The following is an 18,833-nucleotide window of genomic DNA, read 5'->3' on the forward strand; positions in this document are numbered from 1 at the left end:
CGGACACTTCGGACTGCTACGCTCCGCCTGAAACACGTTTCATTTTCTTGGGAGTATTTCATGGCAGCGCAGCCCCGCGATGTGGTCGAACAGTATGTGAAGTTGGTGGCCACCGGGCCTACCGAGGAGATCGTGCAGCTGTACGCCGAGGACGCCGTGGTGGAGGATCCGATCGGGAGTGAGCCGCGGCGGGGGCACGAGAAGATCCGGGAGCTGTACGCGGCGCTCGAGGCCATGGAGCGGGAGACCGAGCTGCATACGGTGAAGGTGGCGGGGAATCACGCGGCGGTGTCGTTCACCATGGTCGGCACGTTCAGCGGGCAGCGGATGACGCTGGACCCGATCGATGTCATGGAGTTCGACGACGAGGGAAAGATCATCAGCATGCGGGCCTACTGGGGGCCGGAGAACCTGAAGATGGAACCCATCCAGTAGCGGTGCTTGTTACCTCCCGTCCGCCGAATTACGGTGATTGCGAACCGATTCGGGATGGACGGGAGGAACCGTGCGAATCTCGTTGCGCGGCACCGGTGACGGTGTGCAGGTGCGGATGCGGCTGGAGGTCAATCGCCGCCGCTGGCTCACCCTGCTGATCATCCTGGGGGTCTTGACCTTTCAGGCGTTCTTCGTCGGATTGTGGGCGACCTTCGCGCCGGAGTCCTGGTACAACAGCTTCCCGGGGCTCGGCATGCGCTGGGTGCGCGGCGACGGACCGTACAACCATCATCTCGCCGCCGACGTGGGGGCGTTCTTCCTGGCGCTGGGCGCGATCACGGCCGTCGCGCTCTGGTATCGCGACAGTGTCCTGGCCCGCGCCGCCGGTCTCGGCTGGCTCGTTTTCGGCGTCCCGCATTTCATCTACCACCTGCTGCACCCCGCCGACGGGGTCACCGGCTTCGGTCTGGTGCTCAATGTGCTGGCGACCCTGGCCATCCCGCTGCTCGGCCTGGCCTGCATTCTGGTCGCCCCGCGGGAGCGCTACCCGGTTCCGGAACCGGCCCCGCTGCACGTCAAATTTCCGCGCCGCAGACCGCCCGCAAGCCGATGAATTCCGTGGCGCCGCACCGTCGTAACAGGTGTAGCACCCAGGCCGATTTCGGATTATCGGAGTAAAGGTTCAACGGCGAACCACGGGGGATCACCGGCGATCCCCGGGCAGGGCGCGATCGGTATCCACCGGTCGTCACCGACTCCGCGGTAGTTCGCACAGCGGCAGTTCGACTCAGCGAGGAGTCCGTGACGCAGCACACACCTCCGCACCCGTCACGGGTGGCGGCGGTATCTCGTCCAAGGGGTGAGACATACCGCTCGGATCGGAGGAATCCGCCATGGTCGCCACCCGCATTCCCGCTGTGAACCCCAAGCAGGCCGGCCTGCTCACCCGCCTCACCTACTGGTACGCCAGACGCCGCTTCGGCGAGGTTCCCGAACCGTTCGCGGTGCTGGCCAACAGCCCGAAGCTCATGATGGCGGCGGGCGTGCACGAGTCCCTGGTGGAACGGGCCTCGAACGTCCTGCCCGCCAATATCCGCGAAATCGCGGTCTACCGCGTGGCCCGCACCGTCGGCTGCTCCTGGTGCGTCGATTTCGGCACCATGCTCATGCGCCTGGACGACCTGAACATCGACAAGCTGAAGTTCATCGACGACTACGCCACCTCGCCGCACTACGACGAGGACGAACGAGCCGCCATCGCCTACGCAGACGCCGTCACCGCCACGCCACCCACCGTCACCGACGAGCAGGTCACCGACCTGAAGAAACGCTTCGGCACCCAGGGCGTCATGGAACTCACCTACCAGGTAGCTCTCGAAAACTCCCGAGCCCGCAGCTACGCCGCACTGGGCATCACCGACCAGGGCTTCAGCCAGGGCGACGCCTGCCGCGTCCCCTGGGCCTGACCCGAAAAGAGAAGCGGCCCCGCGAGTTTCCTCGCGGGGCCGCTTCTTTCGTTCTTGGGGGTTCGGGGGCGAAGCCCCCGAGAGCCCACCCGAGAGTGGGGCCGAGCTACGCCGACTTCTCGCGGCGCTCCGGGCCGGACTGACGCTTGCGGGGGACGATCGTCGGGAGGACGTTGTCGTTCACCGTGTCGGCGTTGACGACCACCTTGGCGACGTCGTCGCGGGAGGGGATGTCGTACATGACCGGGAGGAGCACCTCCTCCATGATCGCGCGCAGGCCGCGGGCGCCGGTGCCGCGCAGGATCGCCTGATCCGCAACGGCTTCCAGCGCGTCCTGGGTGAATTCCAGGTCGACGCCGTCCATTTCGAAGAGGCGCACGTACTGCTTGACGAGCGCGTTCTTCGGCTCGGCCAGGATGCGGACGAGGGATTCCTTGTCCAGGTTGGTGACCGAGGCGACGATCGGCAGACGGCCGATGAACTCGGGGATCAGACCGAACTTGATCAGATCCTCGGGCATGACGTCGGCGAAGTGGTCCATGGTGTCGACCTCGGTCTTGGAGCGGACCTCCGCGCCGAAACCGATGCCGCGCTTGCCGACTCGATCCTGGACGATCTTCTCCAGACCCGCGAACGCACCGGCCACGATGAACAGCACGTTCGTCGTGTCGATCTGGATGAACTCCTGATGCGGGTGCTTGCGGCCGCCCTGCGGGGGCACCGAGGCCTGCGTGCCCTCGAGGATCTTCAGCAGCGCCTGCTGCACGCCCTCACCGGAGACGTCGCGGGTGATGGACGGGTTTTCCGACTTGCGGGCGATCTTGTCGACCTCGTCGATGTAGATGATGCCCGTCTCGGCGCGCTTCACGTCGTAGTCGGCGGCCTGGATCAGCTTGAGCAGGATGTTCTCGACATCCTCACCGACGTAGCCGGCTTCGGTGAGCGCGGTGGCGTCGGCGATGGCGAACGGGACGTTGAGCATCTTGGCCAGCGTCTGCGCCAGGTAGGTCTTGCCACAGCCGGTGGGGCCCAGCATGAGGATGTTGGACTTCATCAACTCGACCGCTTCACCGCGGGAGTCGCGGCCCTTGTCCCCGGCCTGAATGCGCTTGTAGTGGTTGTACACCGCCACCGCGAGGGTGCGCTTGGCCGGATCCTGGCCGATCACGTACTGCTCGAGGAAGTCACGGATCTCCGCGGGCTTCGGCAGCTCGTCCAGCTTGACCTCACTGGACTCGGCGAGCTCCTCCTCGATGATTTCGTTGCACAGATCGATGCACTCGTCGCAGATGTACACCCCTGGTCCCGCAATGAGTTTCTTGACCTGCTTCTGGCTCTTTCCGCAGAAAGAGCACTTGAGCAGATCGCCGCCATCACCGATGCGCGCCATCTCTTGGGTCCCTACTTCCTTGTCCGCGTGCAACCGTCTGTCCTGGCTGCCGGCGAGCTGCCACCTATAAAGCGTATGCCGTCTCCCCGTGGCTGTAACTCCCACAATCGGGATCAGGCGACTCGGCTTTGTCTAACGAGAGGAGAGCCGTCAACCACGAGCAAAGGTCCCTAGAGTGACCGTACCCGCTGAGCGCGACCGAGGTCGACAACTTGGGCACGTTTCTCGGCGAACATGTGCGTGGACTCACCCCTGCCCGGGTGTGCGGGACCGGAACCAATCCCGCCACCCGGTACATCTCCTACGCGCCGGGAAGCGTTTACTTCTGGGCGCTGAGCTTGCGGTATCCGAAGACCTGATCGACGATTCCGTACTCCTTGGCCTCGTCGGCCGACAGGATCTTGTCGCGGTCGGTGTCCTTACGGATTTCTTCCGGGGACTTGTTGGTGTGCCGCGACAGAGTGTTCTCCATGAGCGAGCGCATCCGCTCGATCTCCTTGGCCACGATCTCCATATCGGAGAACTGACCGTAGGCGCCCTCCATGGCGGGCTGGTGGATCAGCACGCGCGCGTTGGGCAGGCAAGCCCGCTTGCCGGGGGTGCCGGCGGCCAGCAGGATGGCCGCCGCGGAGGCCGCCTCACCGAGGCAGACGGTGGCGACGTCGGCGCGCACGTACTGCATGGTGTCGTAGATGGCCATGAGCGCGGTGAACGAGCCACCGGGCGAGTTGATGTACATGGTGATGTCGCGGTCCGGATCCTGCGACTCCAGCACCAGCAGCTGCGCCATGATGTCGTTGGCCGACAGCTCGTCCACCTGGCTGCCGAGGAAGATGATGCGCTCCTCGAACAGCTTGTTGTACGGGTCGGTGGTCTTGACACCGAAGGTGGTCTGCTCGGTGTACTGCGGCAGGTAGCGGGCGCGCGACTCGGGTGCGCCGCCGTACGGGTAGGCGGTGCCGCCGGGACGGATCAGATTTTCCATGTCGTCTCCAAAGTCGATGGGGGCTCGAGGATTTCGCAGCCGGAGGGGATCAGGCGACGCCGACGGACTGCGGGGCGCGGTTGACCACGTGGTCGATGAAGCCGTACTCCTTGGCCTGCTCCGCGGTGAACCAGCGGTCACGGTCGGAATCCTCGGTGATCTGCTCGATCGACTTGCCGGTGTGCTGGGACTGCAGCTGGGTGAGCGTCTTCTTCATGACGACGTGCTGCTCGGCCAGGATGGCGATCTCGGCGGCGGTACCGCGCAGGCCGCCCAGCGGCTGGTGCATCATGATGCGGGTGTGCGGCAGCGCGAAGCGCTTGCCCTTGGCGCCCGCGGCAAGCAGGAACTGACCCATGGAGGCGCACAGGCCCATGCCGTAGGTGGCGATGTCGCAGGGGGCGTACTGCATGGTGTCGTAGAGGGCCATGCCCGCGTCGACCGAACCACCCGGGGAGTTGATGTAGAGGTGGATGTCGCGCTCGGGGTCTTCGGCCGAGAGCAGCAGGATCTGCGCGCACAGCTTGTTGGTGATGTCGTCGTCCACCTGCGTGCCCAGGAAGATGATGCGCGACCGCAGCAGGCGCTCGTACACCGAATCACTGAGGTTCAGTCCAGCAGTCGCGGATGTCATCTGCACCCCTGCCTGATTGATTGTCACGGATACCTGCCCTCTCTCAACGGCTCGGTTAACAAGCCCCTACTGATTCGCTGACACAAACCCTAACGAAGCAGGGCGGCACCGAACTCCCGGTACCGCCCTGCTTCGCTCACAGCGCAAAACTACAGCGCGCTGCCGTGACCCGTCGCCCGGGGCTCTCCGGCATGTTGTCGCAGAGCCCTCGGACGCAGGTCATGTGTAGTTCTTACTTGGCCTCGGTCTCGGCGGCGTCGGCGACCTCGGCGAGCTCCTGGGCGGAGACCTCTTCAACCTCTTCGGCCGGAGTGCCGAACATCTCGGCGGTGTCCACGGTGTTGCCGGCGGTGTCGGTGACGGTCGCCTTGATGACCACACCGGCCAGCGCCTTGCCGCGACGGACGTCGGCGAAGACCGCGCCGAGCTGACCGGCCTGCTGGATCTGCTGGATGAACTGATCGGGCGACATGCCGTAGCGCTGCGCCTGGAAGATGATCCGCTCGTACAGCTCGTCCTGGCCGACCTGGGTGTTCTCGGCCTCGGCGACGGTGTCCAGCAGCAGCTGGGTCTTGACCGACTTCTCGGCGGCCTGCTTGGTGTCGGCCTTGAACTCGTCGAGCGAGGAGCCCTGCGCCTCGAGCGCCTCGGCCAGCTTGGCCTCATCGTGGTCGAAGCCGTGCACGGCGTCGTGCTCGACGGCGTCGATCTCGGCCTGGACGACCTTCTCGGGCAGCGGGATCTCGGTGGCCTCGAGCAGGGCCTCGAGCACCTTGTCGCGGATGTCGCCGGCCTGCTGCACCTTCTTGACGCGCTCGACGCGGCCCTTGAGGTCGCTCTTCAGCTCGTCGATGGTGTCGAATTCGCTTGCCAGCTGGGCGAAGTCGTCATCGGCCTCGGGCAGCTCGCGCTCCTTGACCGACTGCACGGTCACGGTGATGACGGCTTCCTTGCCCGCGTGCTCGCCGGCGACCAGCTTGGAGGTGAAGTCCTTGGACTCGCCCTCCTTCAGGCCGATCAGGGTCTCGTCGAGGCCCTCGATGAGCTGGCCGGAGCCGACCTCGTGGGACAGGCCGGTGGTGCTGGCCTCCTCGACGGCCTCGCCGTCGACGGTGGCGGTCAGGTCGATGGAGACGAAGTCGCCGTTCTCGATGGCCCGCTCGACGCCCTTGAGGGTGCCGAAGCGCTGGCGCAGCGAGGTCAGCTGCTCCTCGATGTCGGCGTCGGTGATCTCGATCGGATCGACGGTGACGGCGATCTTGTCGTACTCGGGGAGGGTGATCTCCGGGCGAACGTCGACCTCGGCCTTGAACGCCAGCTCCTGGCCGTCCTCGATCTTGGTGATCTCGATCTCCGGCTGGCCGATGACCTTCAGCTCCTCGGCCATGACGGCCTCGCTGTAGCGCTTGGGCAGCACGTCGTTGACGACCTGCTCCAGGACCGCGCCGCGGCCCAGACGGGCCTCGAGGAGCTTGGCCGGGGCCTTGCCCGGACGGAAGCCCGGAATCCGGACCTGCGAGGCCAGCGCCTTGTAGGCCTTGTCGAAGTCCGGCTTCAGCTCCTCGAAGGGCACCTCGACATTGATGCGGACCCGGGTCGGGCTCAGCTGCTCGACGGTGCTCTTCACGGACATGCTCCTTGTTCGTAGTTCATGGTTGACGTCTAGGTTCCCCCCGAACGCATCCCGACCAGGTTAGTCGAGGGCGTCCGGGGCGATGAAACCCGGTCGTGACTTGCGGTCAGCCGACCTTGACGGCGTCGGTGACGAAGACCAGCGTCTCGTTGGGCTGTATACCGCGCCCGCCCGCACCGTAACCCAGGTCCGGCGGGATGATCAGCAGTCGCCGGCTGCCCTGCTGCACGCCGACCAACCCCTGGTCCCAGCCCTGAATGACCTGGCCACCCCCGAGGGTGAGAGTGAACGGCTTGCCCCGATCGAAGGAGCTGTCCAGCTTCTTCTTGTCCGACCAGGTGATCAGCGTGTAGTTCATCTCGAGCGGCTGCCCCACGGCCGCCGCCGGGCCACTGCCCACCTCGAGATCCTTCACGATCAGCTGCGTCGGCGGATCACACGAATCCGGAATCGTGATGGTCGGCGCAACCCCGAACCCACCCTCGACCCCGATGTCCTCGGCCGTGCACTCCTTGCCGATCTTCTGCTTCGCGACGGTCGGCCCCGCGGTCTGCGCATTGGCCTTCGTGGTCGACGTAGCCGACGCCGTATTGTCGTCGCCCCCACCGCAGCCCGCCAGCACCAACGCCGCAGCCGCCACCACGCAAACCTTGCCCATCAACCGCATTCCCGCTCCTCCATCGCCGAGTCCGGGGCTGCCGCAAGGCTTTGCGGCGCCGCCGCGAACCTACCCGACGAGTGCGGGGTCCTGCCGGGGACCGCCGGGTACGGTGACTGTCACTGATACGGGGAGGTCGGTTCATGACACAGGCCGAAATTGGTTTGCCGAGGTGGGGGACGTACGGGAGCATCTCAGAGTGCTGCTGACAATTACCTGTACTCGTCCTGACGGCGCCGCGTGGGCGGCCTCGGATCTTGGGTACCTGCTGCACAAAAACCCTTCGCGCATACAGGCTTTCGAGCAGTCGTACGGGGTGGCGCAGGTGCTGTATCCGGAGGCTTCCGAGGAGAGATGTACGGCGGCGCTGCTGTTGGAGATCGATCCGGTGCGGCTGGTGCGCGGGAAGGCGAAGGGAACACCGGAATTCAGTCTGGCGCAGTATGTGAACGACCGGCCGTATGCGGCGTCGTCGTTGCTGGCGGTGGCGATTTCCACGGTGTTCGGGTCCGCGCTGCACGGGCGGTGCAAGCAGCGGCCGGAACTGGCCGAGACCGCGCTGCCGTTGCGGATCGAGCTGCCGGCGGTGCCGTGCCGGGGCGGGGTCGAGACGGTGGAGCGGGTGTTCGCGCCGCTCGGGTGGGAGGTGCGAGCCACTCCCCTGCCCTTGGATCCGGCGTTTCCGGAGTGGGGTGACTCGCACTATGTGCGGCTGGAGCTCACCGGCACGCTGCGGCTGGCGGATGCGCTGTCGCATCTGTATGTGCTGCTGCCGGTGCTGGACGGGGGTAAGCACTACTGGCTGGACTCCACCGAGATCGACAAGCTGCTGCGGGTCGGTGAGGGCTGGCTGGTCGGGCATCCGGAGCGGGAGTGGATCACGCGGCGGTATCTGAACCGGCGGCATGCGCTGGTGCAGGACGCGCTGGCCCGGCTGGCCGAACTCGACGACCTCGAACCCGAGCAGCTCGGCGCGGTGGATGACACCGACGACGAGACCACCGATGCCGACGCTTCCGCGGCGGCCGACGAGCCTGTCACAGGTGGCGAGCAGGAGGTGCGGCCGCCGTCGCTGGCCGTGCTGCGGCGGGCAACCGTGCTGAACGCCCTGCGCGAGGCCGGGGCGAACCGGGTGCTCGATCTCGGGTGCGGGCAGGGTGCGCTGCTGCGGGAAATGGTGGCGGACAAGGCGTTCACGGAGATCGTGGGCATCGACGTGTCGGTGCTGGCGCTGCGGATCGCACAGCGGCGGATGCGACGGCTGCCGGAGTGGCAGTCGAAGCGGGTCACGCTGCGGCAGGGCGCGCTGACGTATACCGATGCCTCGCTGCGCGGATATGACGCCGCGGTACTCATGGAGGTGATCGAGCATGTGGACGCGCCTCGGCTCGGGGCGCTCGAACATGCGGTATTCGGTTCCGCCGCACCGGGATCCGTGGTCGTGACCACCCCGAACGGTGAGTACAACGTGCGCTACGAAGGCATGACGCCGGGCGCGTTCCGGCATTCGGATCATCGATTCGAGTGGAGCCGTGCGGAATTCGCCGCCTGGGCGCATCGGGTCGGTGAAACCTACGGGTACACGGTGCGATTCGAGCCGGTCGGCCCCGTCGACGCCGAACTGGGCGCGTCCACACAGATGGCGGTGTTCACCAAGGGCATCGCCGCCACCGACAGCGATACGAAAGGAGCCGCGTAATGGCTGAGCTGTCCGTACCGGTCCTGTCGCTGGTCGTCCTGATCGGCAGTACCGGATCCGGGAAATCCACGTTCGCGCACAAGCACTTCCGGTCGACGGCGGTGCTGTCCTCGGACGCCTATCGCGGGCTGGTGAGCGATGATGAGAGCGATCAGTCCGCCACCGACGACGCCTTCGCCCTGCTGCACCATGTGGCGGGCGTGCGACTGCGGCGCGGGCTGCGCACCGTCATCGACGCCACCAATGTGCAGCCGAAGGCCCGGCAGGAGCTGATCGCGCTGGCCCGCGCCCACGATGTGCTGCCGGTGGCGATCGTGCTCGACGTGCCCGAAAAGGTGTGCGTGGAACGCAATGCCGCCCGGGTGGAGCGCGCCGATCTCGGCCCGCACGTGGTGGCCCGCCATCAGCGCGATATGCGTCGCAGCCTGAAATTCCTGGAGCGCGAAGGCTTCCGGCGCGTGCACGTGCTGCGCGGCGTCGAGGAGATCGACGCGGCCACCATCGTGGACGAACGGCTGTGGAACGATCGCCGCGACCTCACCGGCCCGTTCGACGTGATCGGCGACGTGCACGGCTGCCGCAGCGAACTGGAGTCGCTGCTGGGTGAACTCGGTTACGAGCTGGAGCGCGACGCTTCGGACCGCCCGGTGAACGCCCGCCACCCGCAGGGCCGCACCGCCGTGTTCGTCGGCGACCTGGTGGACCGCGGCCCGGACACCCCGGGCGTGCTGCGCCTGGTCATGGGCATGGTGCAGGCCGGAAACGCGCTGTGCGTCACCGGCAATCACGAGTTCAAGCTGATCCGCGCCCTGGACGGCCGCAAGGTGAAGACCACGCACGGCCTGGCCGAGTCGCTGGCGCAGCTGGAGCGCGAGGACGACGAGTTCCGCAAGGCCGCACACGAATTCATGCGCGGCCTGATCAGCCACTACGCGCTGGACGACGGCAGGCTGGTGGTCGCGCACGCGGGCCTGAAGGAGGAGTACCACGGCCGCGCCTCGGGCCGGGTGCGCGAGTTCGCCATGTACGGCGAATCCACCGGTGAGACCGACGAATACGGTCTGCCGGTGCGTTATCCGTGGGCCAACGACTACCGCGGCAAGGCGCTGGTGCTCTACGGCCACACGCCGATGGCGGAACTGGTGTGGGTGAACAACACCCTCTGCCTGGATACCGGCGCGGTGTTCGGCGGCCGCCTGACGGCCCTGCGCTACCCGGAGCGGGAGCCGGTTTCGGTTCCGGCCGAACAGGTTTGGTACGAGCCGGTGCGCCCGCTGGAAACGCCCACTGTCATCCCCGGCGAGGGGGTCGTCTACCGCGACCCGGGTGTCCTCGACCTGGACGACGTTCTCGGCCGCCGCGTGGTGCAGACGCGTCACCTCGGCCGGGTCGGCGTGCAGGAGGACGCGGCGGCCGCGGCGCTCGAGGTGATGAGCCGCTTCGCGGTCGACCCGCGCTGGCTGGTGTACCTGCCGCCCACCATGTCGCCCTGTGCGACATCGGAATTGGACGGCTACCTGGAGCATCCCGCGCAGGCGTTCGAGTACTACCGCTCCGAGGGCGTGCCGACCGTGGTGTGCGAGGAGAAGCACATGGGTTCGCGCGCCGTCGTCCTGGTGACCCGTTCGGCGGAGGCGGCCCGGCACCGCTTCGGCGTCGACGACGGCAGTACCGGCGCGGTCTACACCCGCACCGGCCGCCCGTTCTTCGACGATCCGGCGCAGACCGAGGCCCTGCTGGCCAAGGTCCGCGCCGCCGCCGAAACCTCCGGTCTCTTCGACGAATTCGGCTCGGACTGGCTGCTGCTGGACACCGAACTGATGCCGTGGTCGGCCAAGGCCGTCGGCCTGCTGCGCAATCAGTACGCGGCGGTGGGCGCGGCGGCCCGCTCCTCGCTCGGCGCGGCGGAGCAGGTCCTGGCCGCGACCGCCGAACGGGGTTTGGACGTAGCCGAACTCGCCGCCCGCACGCGCTCCCGCGCCGCTGACGCGGACGCCTTCACCGCCGCCTACGGCCGCTACTGCTGGCCCGTGGACGGCCTCGACGGCATCCGCCTGGCCCCGTTCCAGATCCTCGCTGCGCACGACGCGAACTTCGCTGTGCGCGAACACGACTGGCACCTGGAGCGGATCGACCGCCTGGTCGCCGCCGACCCGGGTACGTTCACGCCCACCCGCCGCATGGTGGTCGATCTGGACGCGCCCGACGGCGAGGCCGTGGCCACCGCGTGGTGGACCGAGCTCACCGCGGCGGGCGGCGAGGGCATGGTCGTCAAGCCCCTCGCGTCCCTGGTATCGGGTGCCACCCGCAGCGGCCGCCCGGTCCAGCCGGGCGTGAAATGCCGTGGCCCGGAATACCTCCGGATCATCTACGGCCCGGAGTACCTGGAGCCCGCCAACCTCGGCCGGCTGCGCCGGCGCGGCCTGGGCGGCAAACGCTCCCTGGCGCTGCGTGAATACGCCCTGGGTCTGGAGGCCCTGGACCGCTTCACCACCGGCGAGCCGCTGTGGCGCGTCCACGAAGCCGTCTTCGCGGTCCTGGCTCTGGAGACGGAACCGGTGGACCCGCGCCTGTGAGGACGAACGAGCCCGCCGCTGGAAACGCTATGCGGCGGGCGGGGTCAGACCGAAGGAGCGGATGAGCGCGTTGACCTCGTTGCGGTAGAGCTTTTCGGGGTTGGTGGTCTGCGCGCCGAGGTTGCCGCGGATCTCGAGGTGGACGAGCCCGTGCAGGTGGCCCCAGATGCGCAGGGCCACCGCGATCACCGCGGGCGGCAGGTCGGGGAATTCGGCGCGGAATTCGTCGGCGAGGGTGGTGTCGAAGTCGGACCAGTCGAAACCGTATGTCTCGTAGAGGGGTTCGGCGGTCGGCCAGGCGGCGGCGGCCAGTTCGGTGAGCCCGGCGCAGACGCGGTGTTCGGCTTCGGGGGCGGCGCCACCGGCGGGGGGCTGGTAGCCGGGGACGGGGTCACCGTAGATGAGCCGGAAGCCTTCCGGGTTGGTCCGTGACCAGTCGCGGAAGGCGCAGGCCCAGGCCATGATTCGGCCGGAGGCGTCGGCGATGGGCCGAGCGTCGCGGGCGGTGATCACGCGATCGGCGAGTTCGCCGTAGACATCGGCGATGAGCGCCGTGACCAGATCGTCGCGGGTGGCGAAGTAGCTGTAGACCGCATTGGCCGTCATACCCATCTCGCGGGCGATGGCCCGCAGGGTGATGGCTCCCGGCCCGCTCACGGCCATGAGCCGCAGGGCCGTGTCTTTGATCTCGGCCGTCGTCTCGGTGCGACGGCGTTCGCGTCGGGTCGGTGTCGCTGTTGCCACCCCCTCACCCTACAACGCCGTGCGAAAACCATACGTTGCGCAAAAACTGCACGGCGTATAGTTTTCTCACGTCGTTCCCGCACAGTGTCAGGAGTAACCATGTTCATCGGAGTCATCGGCGCGACGGGCAGCATCGGGCAGCGCGTGGTCGCCGAGGCGCTGGCGCGCGACCATCACGTACGGGCCTTCACTCGCGATATCGCCCAGGCGAACGCGACGCACCCGAATCTGACGTGGGCGAGCCTGGACATCTTCGACAGCGCGGCCGTCGCCGCACATCTCCCCGGCCTCGACGTGCTCGTCAGCTGCTACCAACCCGGCAATGCCGCAAAGGATTTCGCGGATACGGTGGCGCGGTCGGTGGCGGATCCCACCGTGTACGCCACCGCCGCGCGTTCACTGCTCACGGCCCTGGACACCTATCCGCGCACCCGGCTCCTCGTGGTCGGCGGTGCGGGCAGCCTCGAACACGCGCCCGGCCGGGTGCCCGCCGACGACGAAGACCTCGCCGAAAGCCTCGCCGAACTGGGCATTCCCGGTGAATACGCGGTCGCGGTGCGCGGTCATCGGGAGGCCCTGAACGTGCTGCGCACCTCGAACCGCCGCTGGACCTATTTCAGCCCCGCCGCCCTGATCGCCCCCGGCGAGCGCACCGGCCGCTTCCGGCTCGGCACCGATCAGCAGATCGCCGATGCGGACGGCCACAGCCGAATCTCCATGGAGGACGCCGCGATCGCACTGCTCGACGAGGCCGAACTCCCGCGATTCGTGCAGCGCCGCTTCACGATCGGTTATTGATCGCGGCGAGCCGATTCAGCGCTGGAGCGCGAGCTCGACAAGCCGGTCCAGGAACGGCCGCTGACCCGCGCCGAGCTTCTCCCGAGCGGTTTCGGGGTCGAACCAGTCGGCGCGGTCGATCTCCGGGAATTCGGCGGTGCGCCCGGAGCGGGGCGGCCATTCCATTTCGAAGGTGCCGGGCACGATGAGTTCGGGATCCAGATCGCCTTCGACGGCCCATACGGTGACCTGTTTCTTGCCGCGCCCACTGCCGTAGACGACCTGCCCGAGGTCGAGCCATTCGCCTTCGGGGACGGGCAGCCCGAGTTCCTCGGTGAATTCCCGCGCGGCCGCGAGTCGCGGATCCTCTTGCCCGAGTTCGTATTCCCCCTTGGGGATGGACCAGGCGGATGCGTCCTTCTTGGCCCACAGCGGCCCGCCCATATGACCGATCAACACCTGTAGTTCGGGGGATCGGCGGAACAGGAGGACGCCCGCGCTGTACCTGAGACTCATTCCCGCAGTCTGCCGGGTGCGGCCTCCCGCGCCGCAGCCGGGCCGCACCCGCCGCGACATTCCGGCAAATCAGTCGAACGGTGTTAACCATCGACATTTCCGGCATATCGGCCGCCTTGCTCCGGATGGCCGAAAAGTCCCCCTCTCCTGCGGTTTCCCCTTTAGGCTCCACTGGTTGGATCTGCCCCACACCTGATGACGAATTGGATACCGTATGGAGTTCCGCAGCATCACCGCGGCAGCCACCCTGGTGATCGGCGCACTGACCCTGGCAACCGCCCCCGCGAGCGCCGAGCCCGCCCCGCAGCCGGACCTCGTCTACTCGACGAAGCTCGTGGACAAAGCGGTGGTGACCACCCTCAAAGGCGGCACCTTCGACCTGTCCGAAGCCCCCGCCGCCGACGCCGCCGACATCGTCCACGTGAAGGACGCCCTGGGCAACGTACTGCTCACCCTCCCACTGAAATTCACCATCGGAACGGTCGCGGTCCCGGTGCAACCCACGCTGGACAAGGACGCCACCGTCCTCACCCTCACGCCCCAGCGCCCGGACAACCTGCCCACCGAGCCCTTGCGGGTGCAACCCGTCGCCTCCAAGTCGGAGAACCAGCAGGCCCTCACCTACTTCTCCACCCAGTTCGGCCTGGCCACCACCATCGGCACCTTCATCGGCACCGCCATCGGCGCCACGGTCGGCTGCCTGGCCACCCTCGTGGCGGGCTGCATCGCCGGCTTCACCGCCGGTGCGGCCATCGGCGGCATCCTCGGCAGCATCGCCGTCGGCGGCCCCACCCTCATAGTCGCCGGCATCGACCTGCTCACCACCATGAACGCCGCCGACGGCACCAGCAAGTGGGCCGAGCAGCCGACGCAGGCAACCCAGACCACCCCGGCGCAACCCACCGCACCCCAGCCCGCCAACTAGTCGGCCGTTCCGGGCGCCGCGACGATCGCGGCGGGTTCCGGAAGCAGAACCCGCCAGCGGAGCCCGGTGCCGCGGCCGTCCAGGCCCTGACCGAGATCCAGTGAGCCGCCGAGGTTCTCGGCGCGTTCGGCGAGGTTGCGGAGGCCGCTGCGACGGGGGGCCGCGCCGAGGCCGATGCCGTTGTCGGCGACGGTGATCCGGAGTTCGTCGGCGGCGGCGGTGACCTGGACGTCGATGCGGGTGGCGTGGGCGTGCCGGACCGCGTTGGACAGGGATTCGCGCAGGACGGCGAGGGCCTGGCGGGCGGTCTCGGCGGGGACGGCGTCGAGCGGGCCGTCCTGACGCAGGGTGGGGGTGAAGCCCAGATGGCTGGCCGCGGAGGTCACCAATTCGGTGATGTCGCTGTGCAATCCGTTGCTGACGGCGGGTGACTGAATGGAGAAGATGGTGGCGCGGATGTCCTGGATGGTTTCGTCGAGGGCGGTCACCACGCGGTCGAGGCGGTCGGTGAGATCCGGGGAGGGGTCGGCGCGCAGGGCGCCCTGAACGGTGAGGCCGGCCGCGTAGATGCGCTGGATTACCGTGTCGTGCAGGTCGCGGGCGATGCGTTCGCGGTCCTCCATGACGGCGATCTTCACGTTGGCGCGGTACTTCTCCTCGAGCATGCGCACATTGGCGATCTTGACCCCGGCCATGACGGCGAGCGCTTCGATGATGCGCTCGTCCTCGGGGGTGAAGGGACCGCCGCGTTTGTCGGCGAGGTAGAGGTTGCCGTACAGCTCGCCCTGCACGCGCACCGGGACGCCGAGGAAACTGCGCATGAGCGGATGCCCGGCGGGCCAGCCCGCGAAGGCCGGATGCGTGGTCAGATCGTCGACGCGGATGGGCACCTCACTGGCGAGCACCGCGCCGAGTACGCCACCGCCGTGCGGCCACACCCCGATCCGACGTTCGGTCGCCTCGTCCAGCCCGTACTGGATGAATTCGGCGAGACGCCGGTGACCGTCCCGGGTTTCGGGATCCAGCAATCCCATGGCACCGAATCGGGCGTCCACGACCCGCGCCGCCGACACCGTGAGCTGCCGCAGAATCGTGGGCAGTTCGCGGTCGGTCGACACCGCGTACACCGCTTCCAGCAGCTCGTGCAGTCGTTCGGCCGGCGCCGCCAGATGCCGCAGTTCACCGGGCACCGCGTCGTGAGCCATCGCGTCGGGACGGTTCATGTGACCAAGGCTACCCATCAGTTATCCGCACGGTGACGTTTGTCCCTGCCGCCCCACCGGCCGGAAACCGAGGATGGAAGGGCAGATTCCTGTCGACGAGGAGAGGAAGCCATGACCACCGCAACCCGCAGCCACACCCCGGCTTGGGAGGGTTTCGAGGGTGACCTGTGGCGCGACACCATCGATGTGCGCGACTTCATCCAACGGAACTACACGCCCTACGAGGGCGATGGCTCCTTCCTGGCCGGCCCCACCGCCCGCACCCTGGGCGTCTGGGCGAAGCTGTCGGCCATGTTCCCGGCCGAACGGGAGCGCGGCATCTACGACGTGGATCCGCATACCCCGTCCACCATCACCTCGCACGCGCCCGGCTATATCGACCGCGACGCCGAGCTGATCGTCGGCCTGCAGACCGATGCCCCGCTCAAGCGCGCCATCATGCCCAACGGTGGTTTCCGCATGGTGGAGGCCGGCCTGAAAGCCTATGGCGTGGAACCGGATCCGAAGGTCCACGAGATCTTCACCAGGTACCGCAAGACGCACAACGACGGCGTGTTCGACGCCTACACCGAGGATGTTCGCGCGGCCCGCAGCGCAGGCATCGTCACCGGCCTTCCCGATGCCTACGGCCGTGGCCGCATCATCGGCGACTACCGCCGCGTCGCGCTGTACGGCGTGGACGCGCTGATCGATGCCAAGAAGGCCGATCACATTGCGCTGGAACATGAATGGGCGACCGTGTCGGTCATCCAGCAGCGCGAGGAGGTGGCCGAGCAGATTCGCGCCCTCGGCGAGTTGAAGGAGATGGCGGCCTCCTACGGCGTCGACATCTCGCGCCCGGCCACAACCGCGCGCGAGGCCATCCAGTGGCTGTACTTCGCGTACCTGGCGGCGGTGAAGGAGCAGAACGGTGCGGCCATGTCGCTGGGCCGCACCGCCAACTTCGTCGACATCTATATCGAAAGAGATATCGCCGCAGGGCTTCTCACCGAGGAGCGCGCGCAGGAGCTGATCGACGACTTCGTGATCAAGCTGCGGATCGTGCGCTTCCTGCGCACCCCCGAATACGACGAGCTGTTCTCCGGCGACCCCACCTGGGTGACCGAATCCATCGGCGGCATCGGCGAGGACGGCCGGCCACTGGTGACCCGCAGCAGCTTCCGCTATCTGCAAACCCTCTACAACCTCGGCCCGGCCCCGGAACCGAATCTCACCGTGTTCTGGTCGCCGCGACTTCCCGAGGGGTTCAAGCGATTCGCCGCGCAGGTGTCCATCGACACCAGCTCCATCCAGTACGAGTCCGACGAACTCATGCGCCCGCGCTTCGGCGACGACACCGCCATCGCCTGCTGCGTCTCGGCCATGCAGGTGGGCAAGAAGATGCAATTCTTCGGTGCGCGAGTCAATCTGGCCAAGACGCTGCTGTACGCCATCAACGGCGGGCGGGACGAGAAGAGCGGCAAGGTGGTGGCGCACGGCTTCGAGCCGATCACCGCCGAGGTGCTCGACTACGCGGAGGTGCTGGACCGGCTCGACGACATGATGGACTGGCTGGCGAAGACCTATGTCGAAGCGCTCAATGTCATCCACTACATGCACGACAAGTACGCCTACGAGCGTATCGAAATGGCTTTGCACGATACGGCTGTGGCGCGCACGATGGCCTGCGGCATCGCCGGTCTGGCCGTGGCCGCGGACTCGCTGGCGGCCATCAAGTACGCGACGGTCACCCCGATCCGCGACGAGACCGGTCTTGCCACCGATTTCGCCATCGACGGCGATTTCCCCATGTTCGGCAACAATGACGACCGCGTCGACGCCATCGCCGCCCGGCTGGTGGAGGCGTTCATGGACAAGATCCGCAAGCACCCCACCTACCGCGATGCCGAGCACACCCAGTCGGTGCTGACCATCACCTCGAATGTGGTGTACGGCAAGAAGACCGGCAACACCCCCGACGGCCGCCGGGCGGGTGAACCGTTCTCGCCGGGCGCGAATCCGATGAACGGCCGCGACACGCACGGCATCATCGCCTCGGCCCTGTCGGTGGCGAAACTGCCGTACGAGCATGCGCAGGACGGGATTTCGCTGACCACCACGGTCACCCCGCAGGGGCTGGGCCGGACCACGCGGGATCGTGTCACCAATCTGGTGGGCGTGCTGGACGGTTACGTGGCGACCAACGGCTTCCACATGAACGTCAACGTCCTGAACAAAGACACCCTCGAGGACGCCATGGCGCATCCGGAGAACTACCCGCAGTTGACGATTCGTGTCTCCGGCTACGCCGTCAACTTCGTGCGGCTGACCCGCGAACAGCAGCTCGACGTCATCAACCGCACCTTCCACGCGAGTCTGTGATGACCGCGGCGACGCTCGCTCCGGTCACCGGCACCGTCCACTCCTGGGATCTCTCCATCGGCGTGGACGGGCCGGGCACCCGGTTCGTCACCTTTCTCAGCGGCTGTCCGCTGCGCTGCCTGTACTGCCAGAATCCGGACACCTGGCTGCGGGCCAACGGCACCCGGCAGACCAGCGACGAGATGCTGACCGAGGCGGCCAAGTATGTGCCGTTCATCACAGCCGCGGGCGGCGGAGCGACGCTCAGCGGCGGCGAACCACTCCAGCAGCCGGAGTTCGCGAGCGCGCTGCTGCACGGGTTCAAGGAGCTCGGCCTGCACACGGCCCTCGACACCTCGGGCTATCTGGGACCGCTGGCCTCCGAGGAGCTGCTCGCGGCCACCGATCTGGTGCTGCTCGACATCAAGGCTGGACGGCCGGAGACCTACCGGCGGCTGACCGCCCGGGAGCTGGAACCGACCCTGCGTTTCGCGGAACGCCTGGCCGCGCTCGGCACGCCGATCTGGCTGCGGTACGTGCTGGTGCCCGGCCGCACCGACGCGCCCGAGGAGATCGGCCCGGTGGCCCGCTTCGCCACCGGACTGGGCAATGTCGAACGCGTCGATGTCCTGCCCTTCCACACCCTCGGACAGTCGAAGTGGGAGGCCCTGAACCGCCGCTTCGTGCTGGCCGGCACGCCGACCCCCACCCCCGAGCAGGTCGAGCTGGCGCGGCACGAATTCCAGTCGTACGGCCTGGTGGCCTACTAGACCCCCTGTTCTCGCGCGGAGGAACAGGGACAGCGGCGGGCGTGGCAGTTTCGGGCCACGCC

Annotated in this window: 17 protein-coding genes; 9 read left to right on the forward strand and 8 right to left on the reverse strand. The window is 67.5% G+C overall.

The features are described from left to right. Positions 1-60 precede the first annotated feature (60 nt). From JK358_RS29540 to JK358_RS29550, 3 genes are all read left to right on the forward strand, one after another. Complete coding sequence (locus tag JK358_RS29540; RefSeq protein WP_201954126.1) at positions 61-435, forward strand: nuclear transport factor 2 family protein; 375 nt, start codon at positions 61-63, stop codon at positions 433-435. Positions 436-505: 70 nt separating this feature from the next. Further along, positions 506-1,048, forward strand: coding sequence for a hypothetical protein (locus tag JK358_RS29545; protein ID WP_307817794.1), 543 nt, complete (start codon positions 506-508; stop codon positions 1,046-1,048). Positions 1,049-1,328: 280 nt separating this feature from the next. Further along, the gene (locus JK358_RS29550; protein ID WP_201954128.1) at positions 1,329-1,901 is read left to right on the forward strand and encodes a carboxymuconolactone decarboxylase family protein; all 573 of its coding nucleotides are present in this window, start codon (positions 1,329-1,331) and stop codon (positions 1,899-1,901) included. Positions 1,902-2,007: 106 nt separating this feature from the next. Here the strand turns inward: JK358_RS29550 and clpX are convergent, their stop codons facing one another. The 5 genes from clpX to JK358_RS29575 form a co-directional block, all read right to left on the reverse strand. Further along, positions 2,008-3,291 (reverse strand): ATP-dependent Clp protease ATP-binding subunit ClpX, encoded by a 1,284-nt coding sequence (gene clpX / locus JK358_RS29555; RefSeq protein ID WP_201954130.1) that lies wholly within the window; start codon positions 3,289-3,291, stop codon positions 2,008-2,010. 319 nt (positions 3,292-3,610) lie between these two features. Then, on the reverse strand, positions 3,611-4,276 hold the full coding sequence (locus JK358_RS29560; protein WP_201954133.1) for an ATP-dependent Clp protease proteolytic subunit: 666 nt from the start codon (positions 4,274-4,276) through the stop codon (positions 3,611-3,613). Positions 4,277-4,325: 49 nt separating this feature from the next. Further along, complete coding sequence (locus JK358_RS29565) at positions 4,326-4,910, reverse strand: ATP-dependent Clp protease proteolytic subunit (protein ID WP_201954135.1); 585 nt, start codon at positions 4,908-4,910, stop codon at positions 4,326-4,328. A gap of 232 nt (positions 4,911-5,142) precedes the next feature. Continuing rightward, positions 5,143-6,537 carry a trigger factor gene (tig, locus tag JK358_RS29570; protein ID WP_201954137.1) on the reverse strand — a complete coding sequence of 465 codons (1,395 nt, stop codon included), beginning with the start codon at positions 6,535-6,537 and terminating at the stop codon, positions 5,143-5,145. A gap of 112 nt (positions 6,538-6,649) precedes the next feature. Next, positions 6,650-7,210: an FKBP-type peptidyl-prolyl cis-trans isomerase gene (locus JK358_RS29575; RefSeq protein WP_201954139.1), complete on the reverse strand. Its 561-nt coding sequence runs from the start codon at positions 7,208-7,210 to the stop codon at positions 6,650-6,652. A 190-nt stretch (positions 7,211-7,400) separates the two neighbouring features. On the opposite strand from JK358_RS29575, the gene JK358_RS29580 reads away from it, so the two are divergent. Further along, complete coding sequence (locus JK358_RS29580) at positions 7,401-8,900, forward strand: 3' terminal RNA ribose 2'-O-methyltransferase Hen1 (protein ID WP_201954140.1); 1,500 nt, start codon at positions 7,401-7,403, stop codon at positions 8,898-8,900. Continuing rightward, positions 8,900-11,476, forward strand: a complete 2,577-nt coding sequence (locus JK358_RS29585) for a polynucleotide kinase-phosphatase (RefSeq protein ID WP_201954141.1) — start codon at positions 8,900-8,902, stop codon at positions 11,474-11,476. Before JK358_RS29580 ends, JK358_RS29585 begins: the two co-directional genes overlap by 1 nt. Positions 11,477-11,503: 27 nt before the next feature. Here JK358_RS29585 and JK358_RS29590 read toward each other — a convergent pair whose 3' ends face one another. After that, on the reverse strand, positions 11,504-12,220 hold the full coding sequence (locus JK358_RS29590; RefSeq protein WP_307817795.1) for a TetR/AcrR family transcriptional regulator: 717 nt from the start codon (positions 12,218-12,220) through the stop codon (positions 11,504-11,506). Between the two features lie 99 nt (positions 12,221-12,319). Between JK358_RS29590 and JK358_RS29595 the strand changes: the two genes are divergently transcribed. After that, positions 12,320-13,018: an NAD(P)-dependent oxidoreductase gene (locus tag JK358_RS29595; RefSeq protein WP_201954142.1), complete on the forward strand. Its 699-nt coding sequence runs from the start codon at positions 12,320-12,322 to the stop codon at positions 13,016-13,018. 15 nt (positions 13,019-13,033) lie between these two features. Here JK358_RS29595 and JK358_RS29600 read toward each other — a convergent pair whose 3' ends face one another. Beyond that, entirely contained in the window at positions 13,034-13,513 is a 480-nt protein-coding gene (locus JK358_RS29600) for an NUDIX hydrolase (RefSeq protein WP_201954143.1), read from the reverse strand. 214 nt (positions 13,514-13,727) lie between these two features. Between JK358_RS29600 and JK358_RS29605 the strand changes: the two genes are divergently transcribed. Further along, entirely contained in the window at positions 13,728-14,438 is a 711-nt protein-coding gene (locus tag JK358_RS29605) for a DUF8020 domain-containing protein (protein WP_232852101.1), read from the forward strand. Here JK358_RS29605 and JK358_RS29610 read toward each other — a convergent pair. Continuing rightward, entirely contained in the window at positions 14,435-15,661 is a 1,227-nt protein-coding gene (locus tag JK358_RS29610) for a GAF domain-containing sensor histidine kinase (RefSeq protein WP_201954145.1), read from the reverse strand. The two genes, JK358_RS29605 and JK358_RS29610, sit on opposite strands and share 4 nt — an antisense overlap. A gap of 111 nt (positions 15,662-15,772) precedes the next feature. Between JK358_RS29610 and pflB the strand changes: the two genes are divergently transcribed. Both pflB and pflA read left to right on the forward strand, forming a co-directional pair. Beyond that, positions 15,773-18,022 (forward strand): formate C-acetyltransferase, encoded by a 2,250-nt coding sequence (pflB, locus tag JK358_RS29615; RefSeq protein WP_201954146.1) that lies wholly within the window; start codon positions 15,773-15,775, stop codon positions 18,020-18,022. After that, the gene (gene pflA / locus JK358_RS29620) at positions 18,022-18,771 is read left to right on the forward strand and encodes a pyruvate formate-lyase-activating protein (RefSeq protein ID WP_201954149.1); all 750 of its coding nucleotides are present in this window, start codon (positions 18,022-18,024) and stop codon (positions 18,769-18,771) included. The genes pflB and pflA overlap by 1 nt, the downstream gene beginning before the upstream one ends. Positions 18,772-18,833: the final 62 nt, after the last annotated feature.

This window comes from Nocardia acididurans (genome assembly GCF_016741815.1).
GTDB lineage: Bacteria > Actinomycetota > Actinomycetes > Mycobacteriales > Mycobacteriaceae > Nocardia > Nocardia acididurans.

What these genes read in the sequence shown, in the direction of transcription:
- JK358_RS29540 (WP_201954126.1), top strand. Translation starts at nt 61, where the DNA reads ATGGCAGCGCAGCCCCGCGATGTGGTCGAACAGTATGTGAAGTTGGTG.
- JK358_RS29550 (WP_201954128.1), top strand. Translation starts at nt 1,329, where the DNA reads ATGGTCGCCACCCGCATTCCCGCTGTGAACCCCAAGCAGGCCGGCCTG.
- clpX (WP_201954130.1), bottom strand. Translation starts at nt 3,291, where the DNA reads ATGGCGCGCATCGGTGATGGCGGCGATCTGCTCAAGTGCTCTTTCTGC.
- JK358_RS29560 (WP_201954133.1), bottom strand. Translation starts at nt 4,276, where the DNA reads ATGGAAAATCTGATCCGTCCCGGCGGCACCGCCTACCCGTACGGCGGC.
- JK358_RS29565 (WP_201954135.1), bottom strand. Translation starts at nt 4,910, where the DNA reads ATGACATCCGCGACTGCTGGACTGAACCTCAGTGATTCGGTGTACGAG.
- JK358_RS29575 (WP_201954139.1), bottom strand. Translation starts at nt 7,210, where the DNA reads ATGCGGTTGATGGGCAAGGTTTGCGTGGTGGCGGCTGCGGCGTTGGTG.
- JK358_RS29585 (WP_201954141.1), top strand. Translation starts at nt 8,900, where the DNA reads ATGGCTGAGCTGTCCGTACCGGTCCTGTCGCTGGTCGTCCTGATCGGC.
- JK358_RS29595 (WP_201954142.1), top strand. Translation starts at nt 12,320, where the DNA reads ATGTTCATCGGAGTCATCGGCGCGACGGGCAGCATCGGGCAGCGCGTG.
- JK358_RS29600 (WP_201954143.1), bottom strand. Translation starts at nt 13,513, where the DNA reads ATGAGTCTCAGGTACAGCGCGGGCGTCCTCCTGTTCCGCCGATCCCCC.
- JK358_RS29605 (WP_232852101.1), top strand. Translation starts at nt 13,728, where the DNA reads ATGGAGTTCCGCAGCATCACCGCGGCAGCCACCCTGGTGATCGGCGCA.
- JK358_RS29610 (WP_201954145.1), bottom strand. Translation starts at nt 15,661, where the DNA reads ATGAACCGTCCCGACGCGATGGCTCACGACGCGGTGCCCGGTGAACTG.
- pflB (WP_201954146.1), top strand. Translation starts at nt 15,773, where the DNA reads ATGACCACCGCAACCCGCAGCCACACCCCGGCTTGGGAGGGTTTCGAG.
- pflA (WP_201954149.1), top strand. Translation starts at nt 18,022, where the DNA reads ATGACCGCGGCGACGCTCGCTCCGGTCACCGGCACCGTCCACTCCTGG.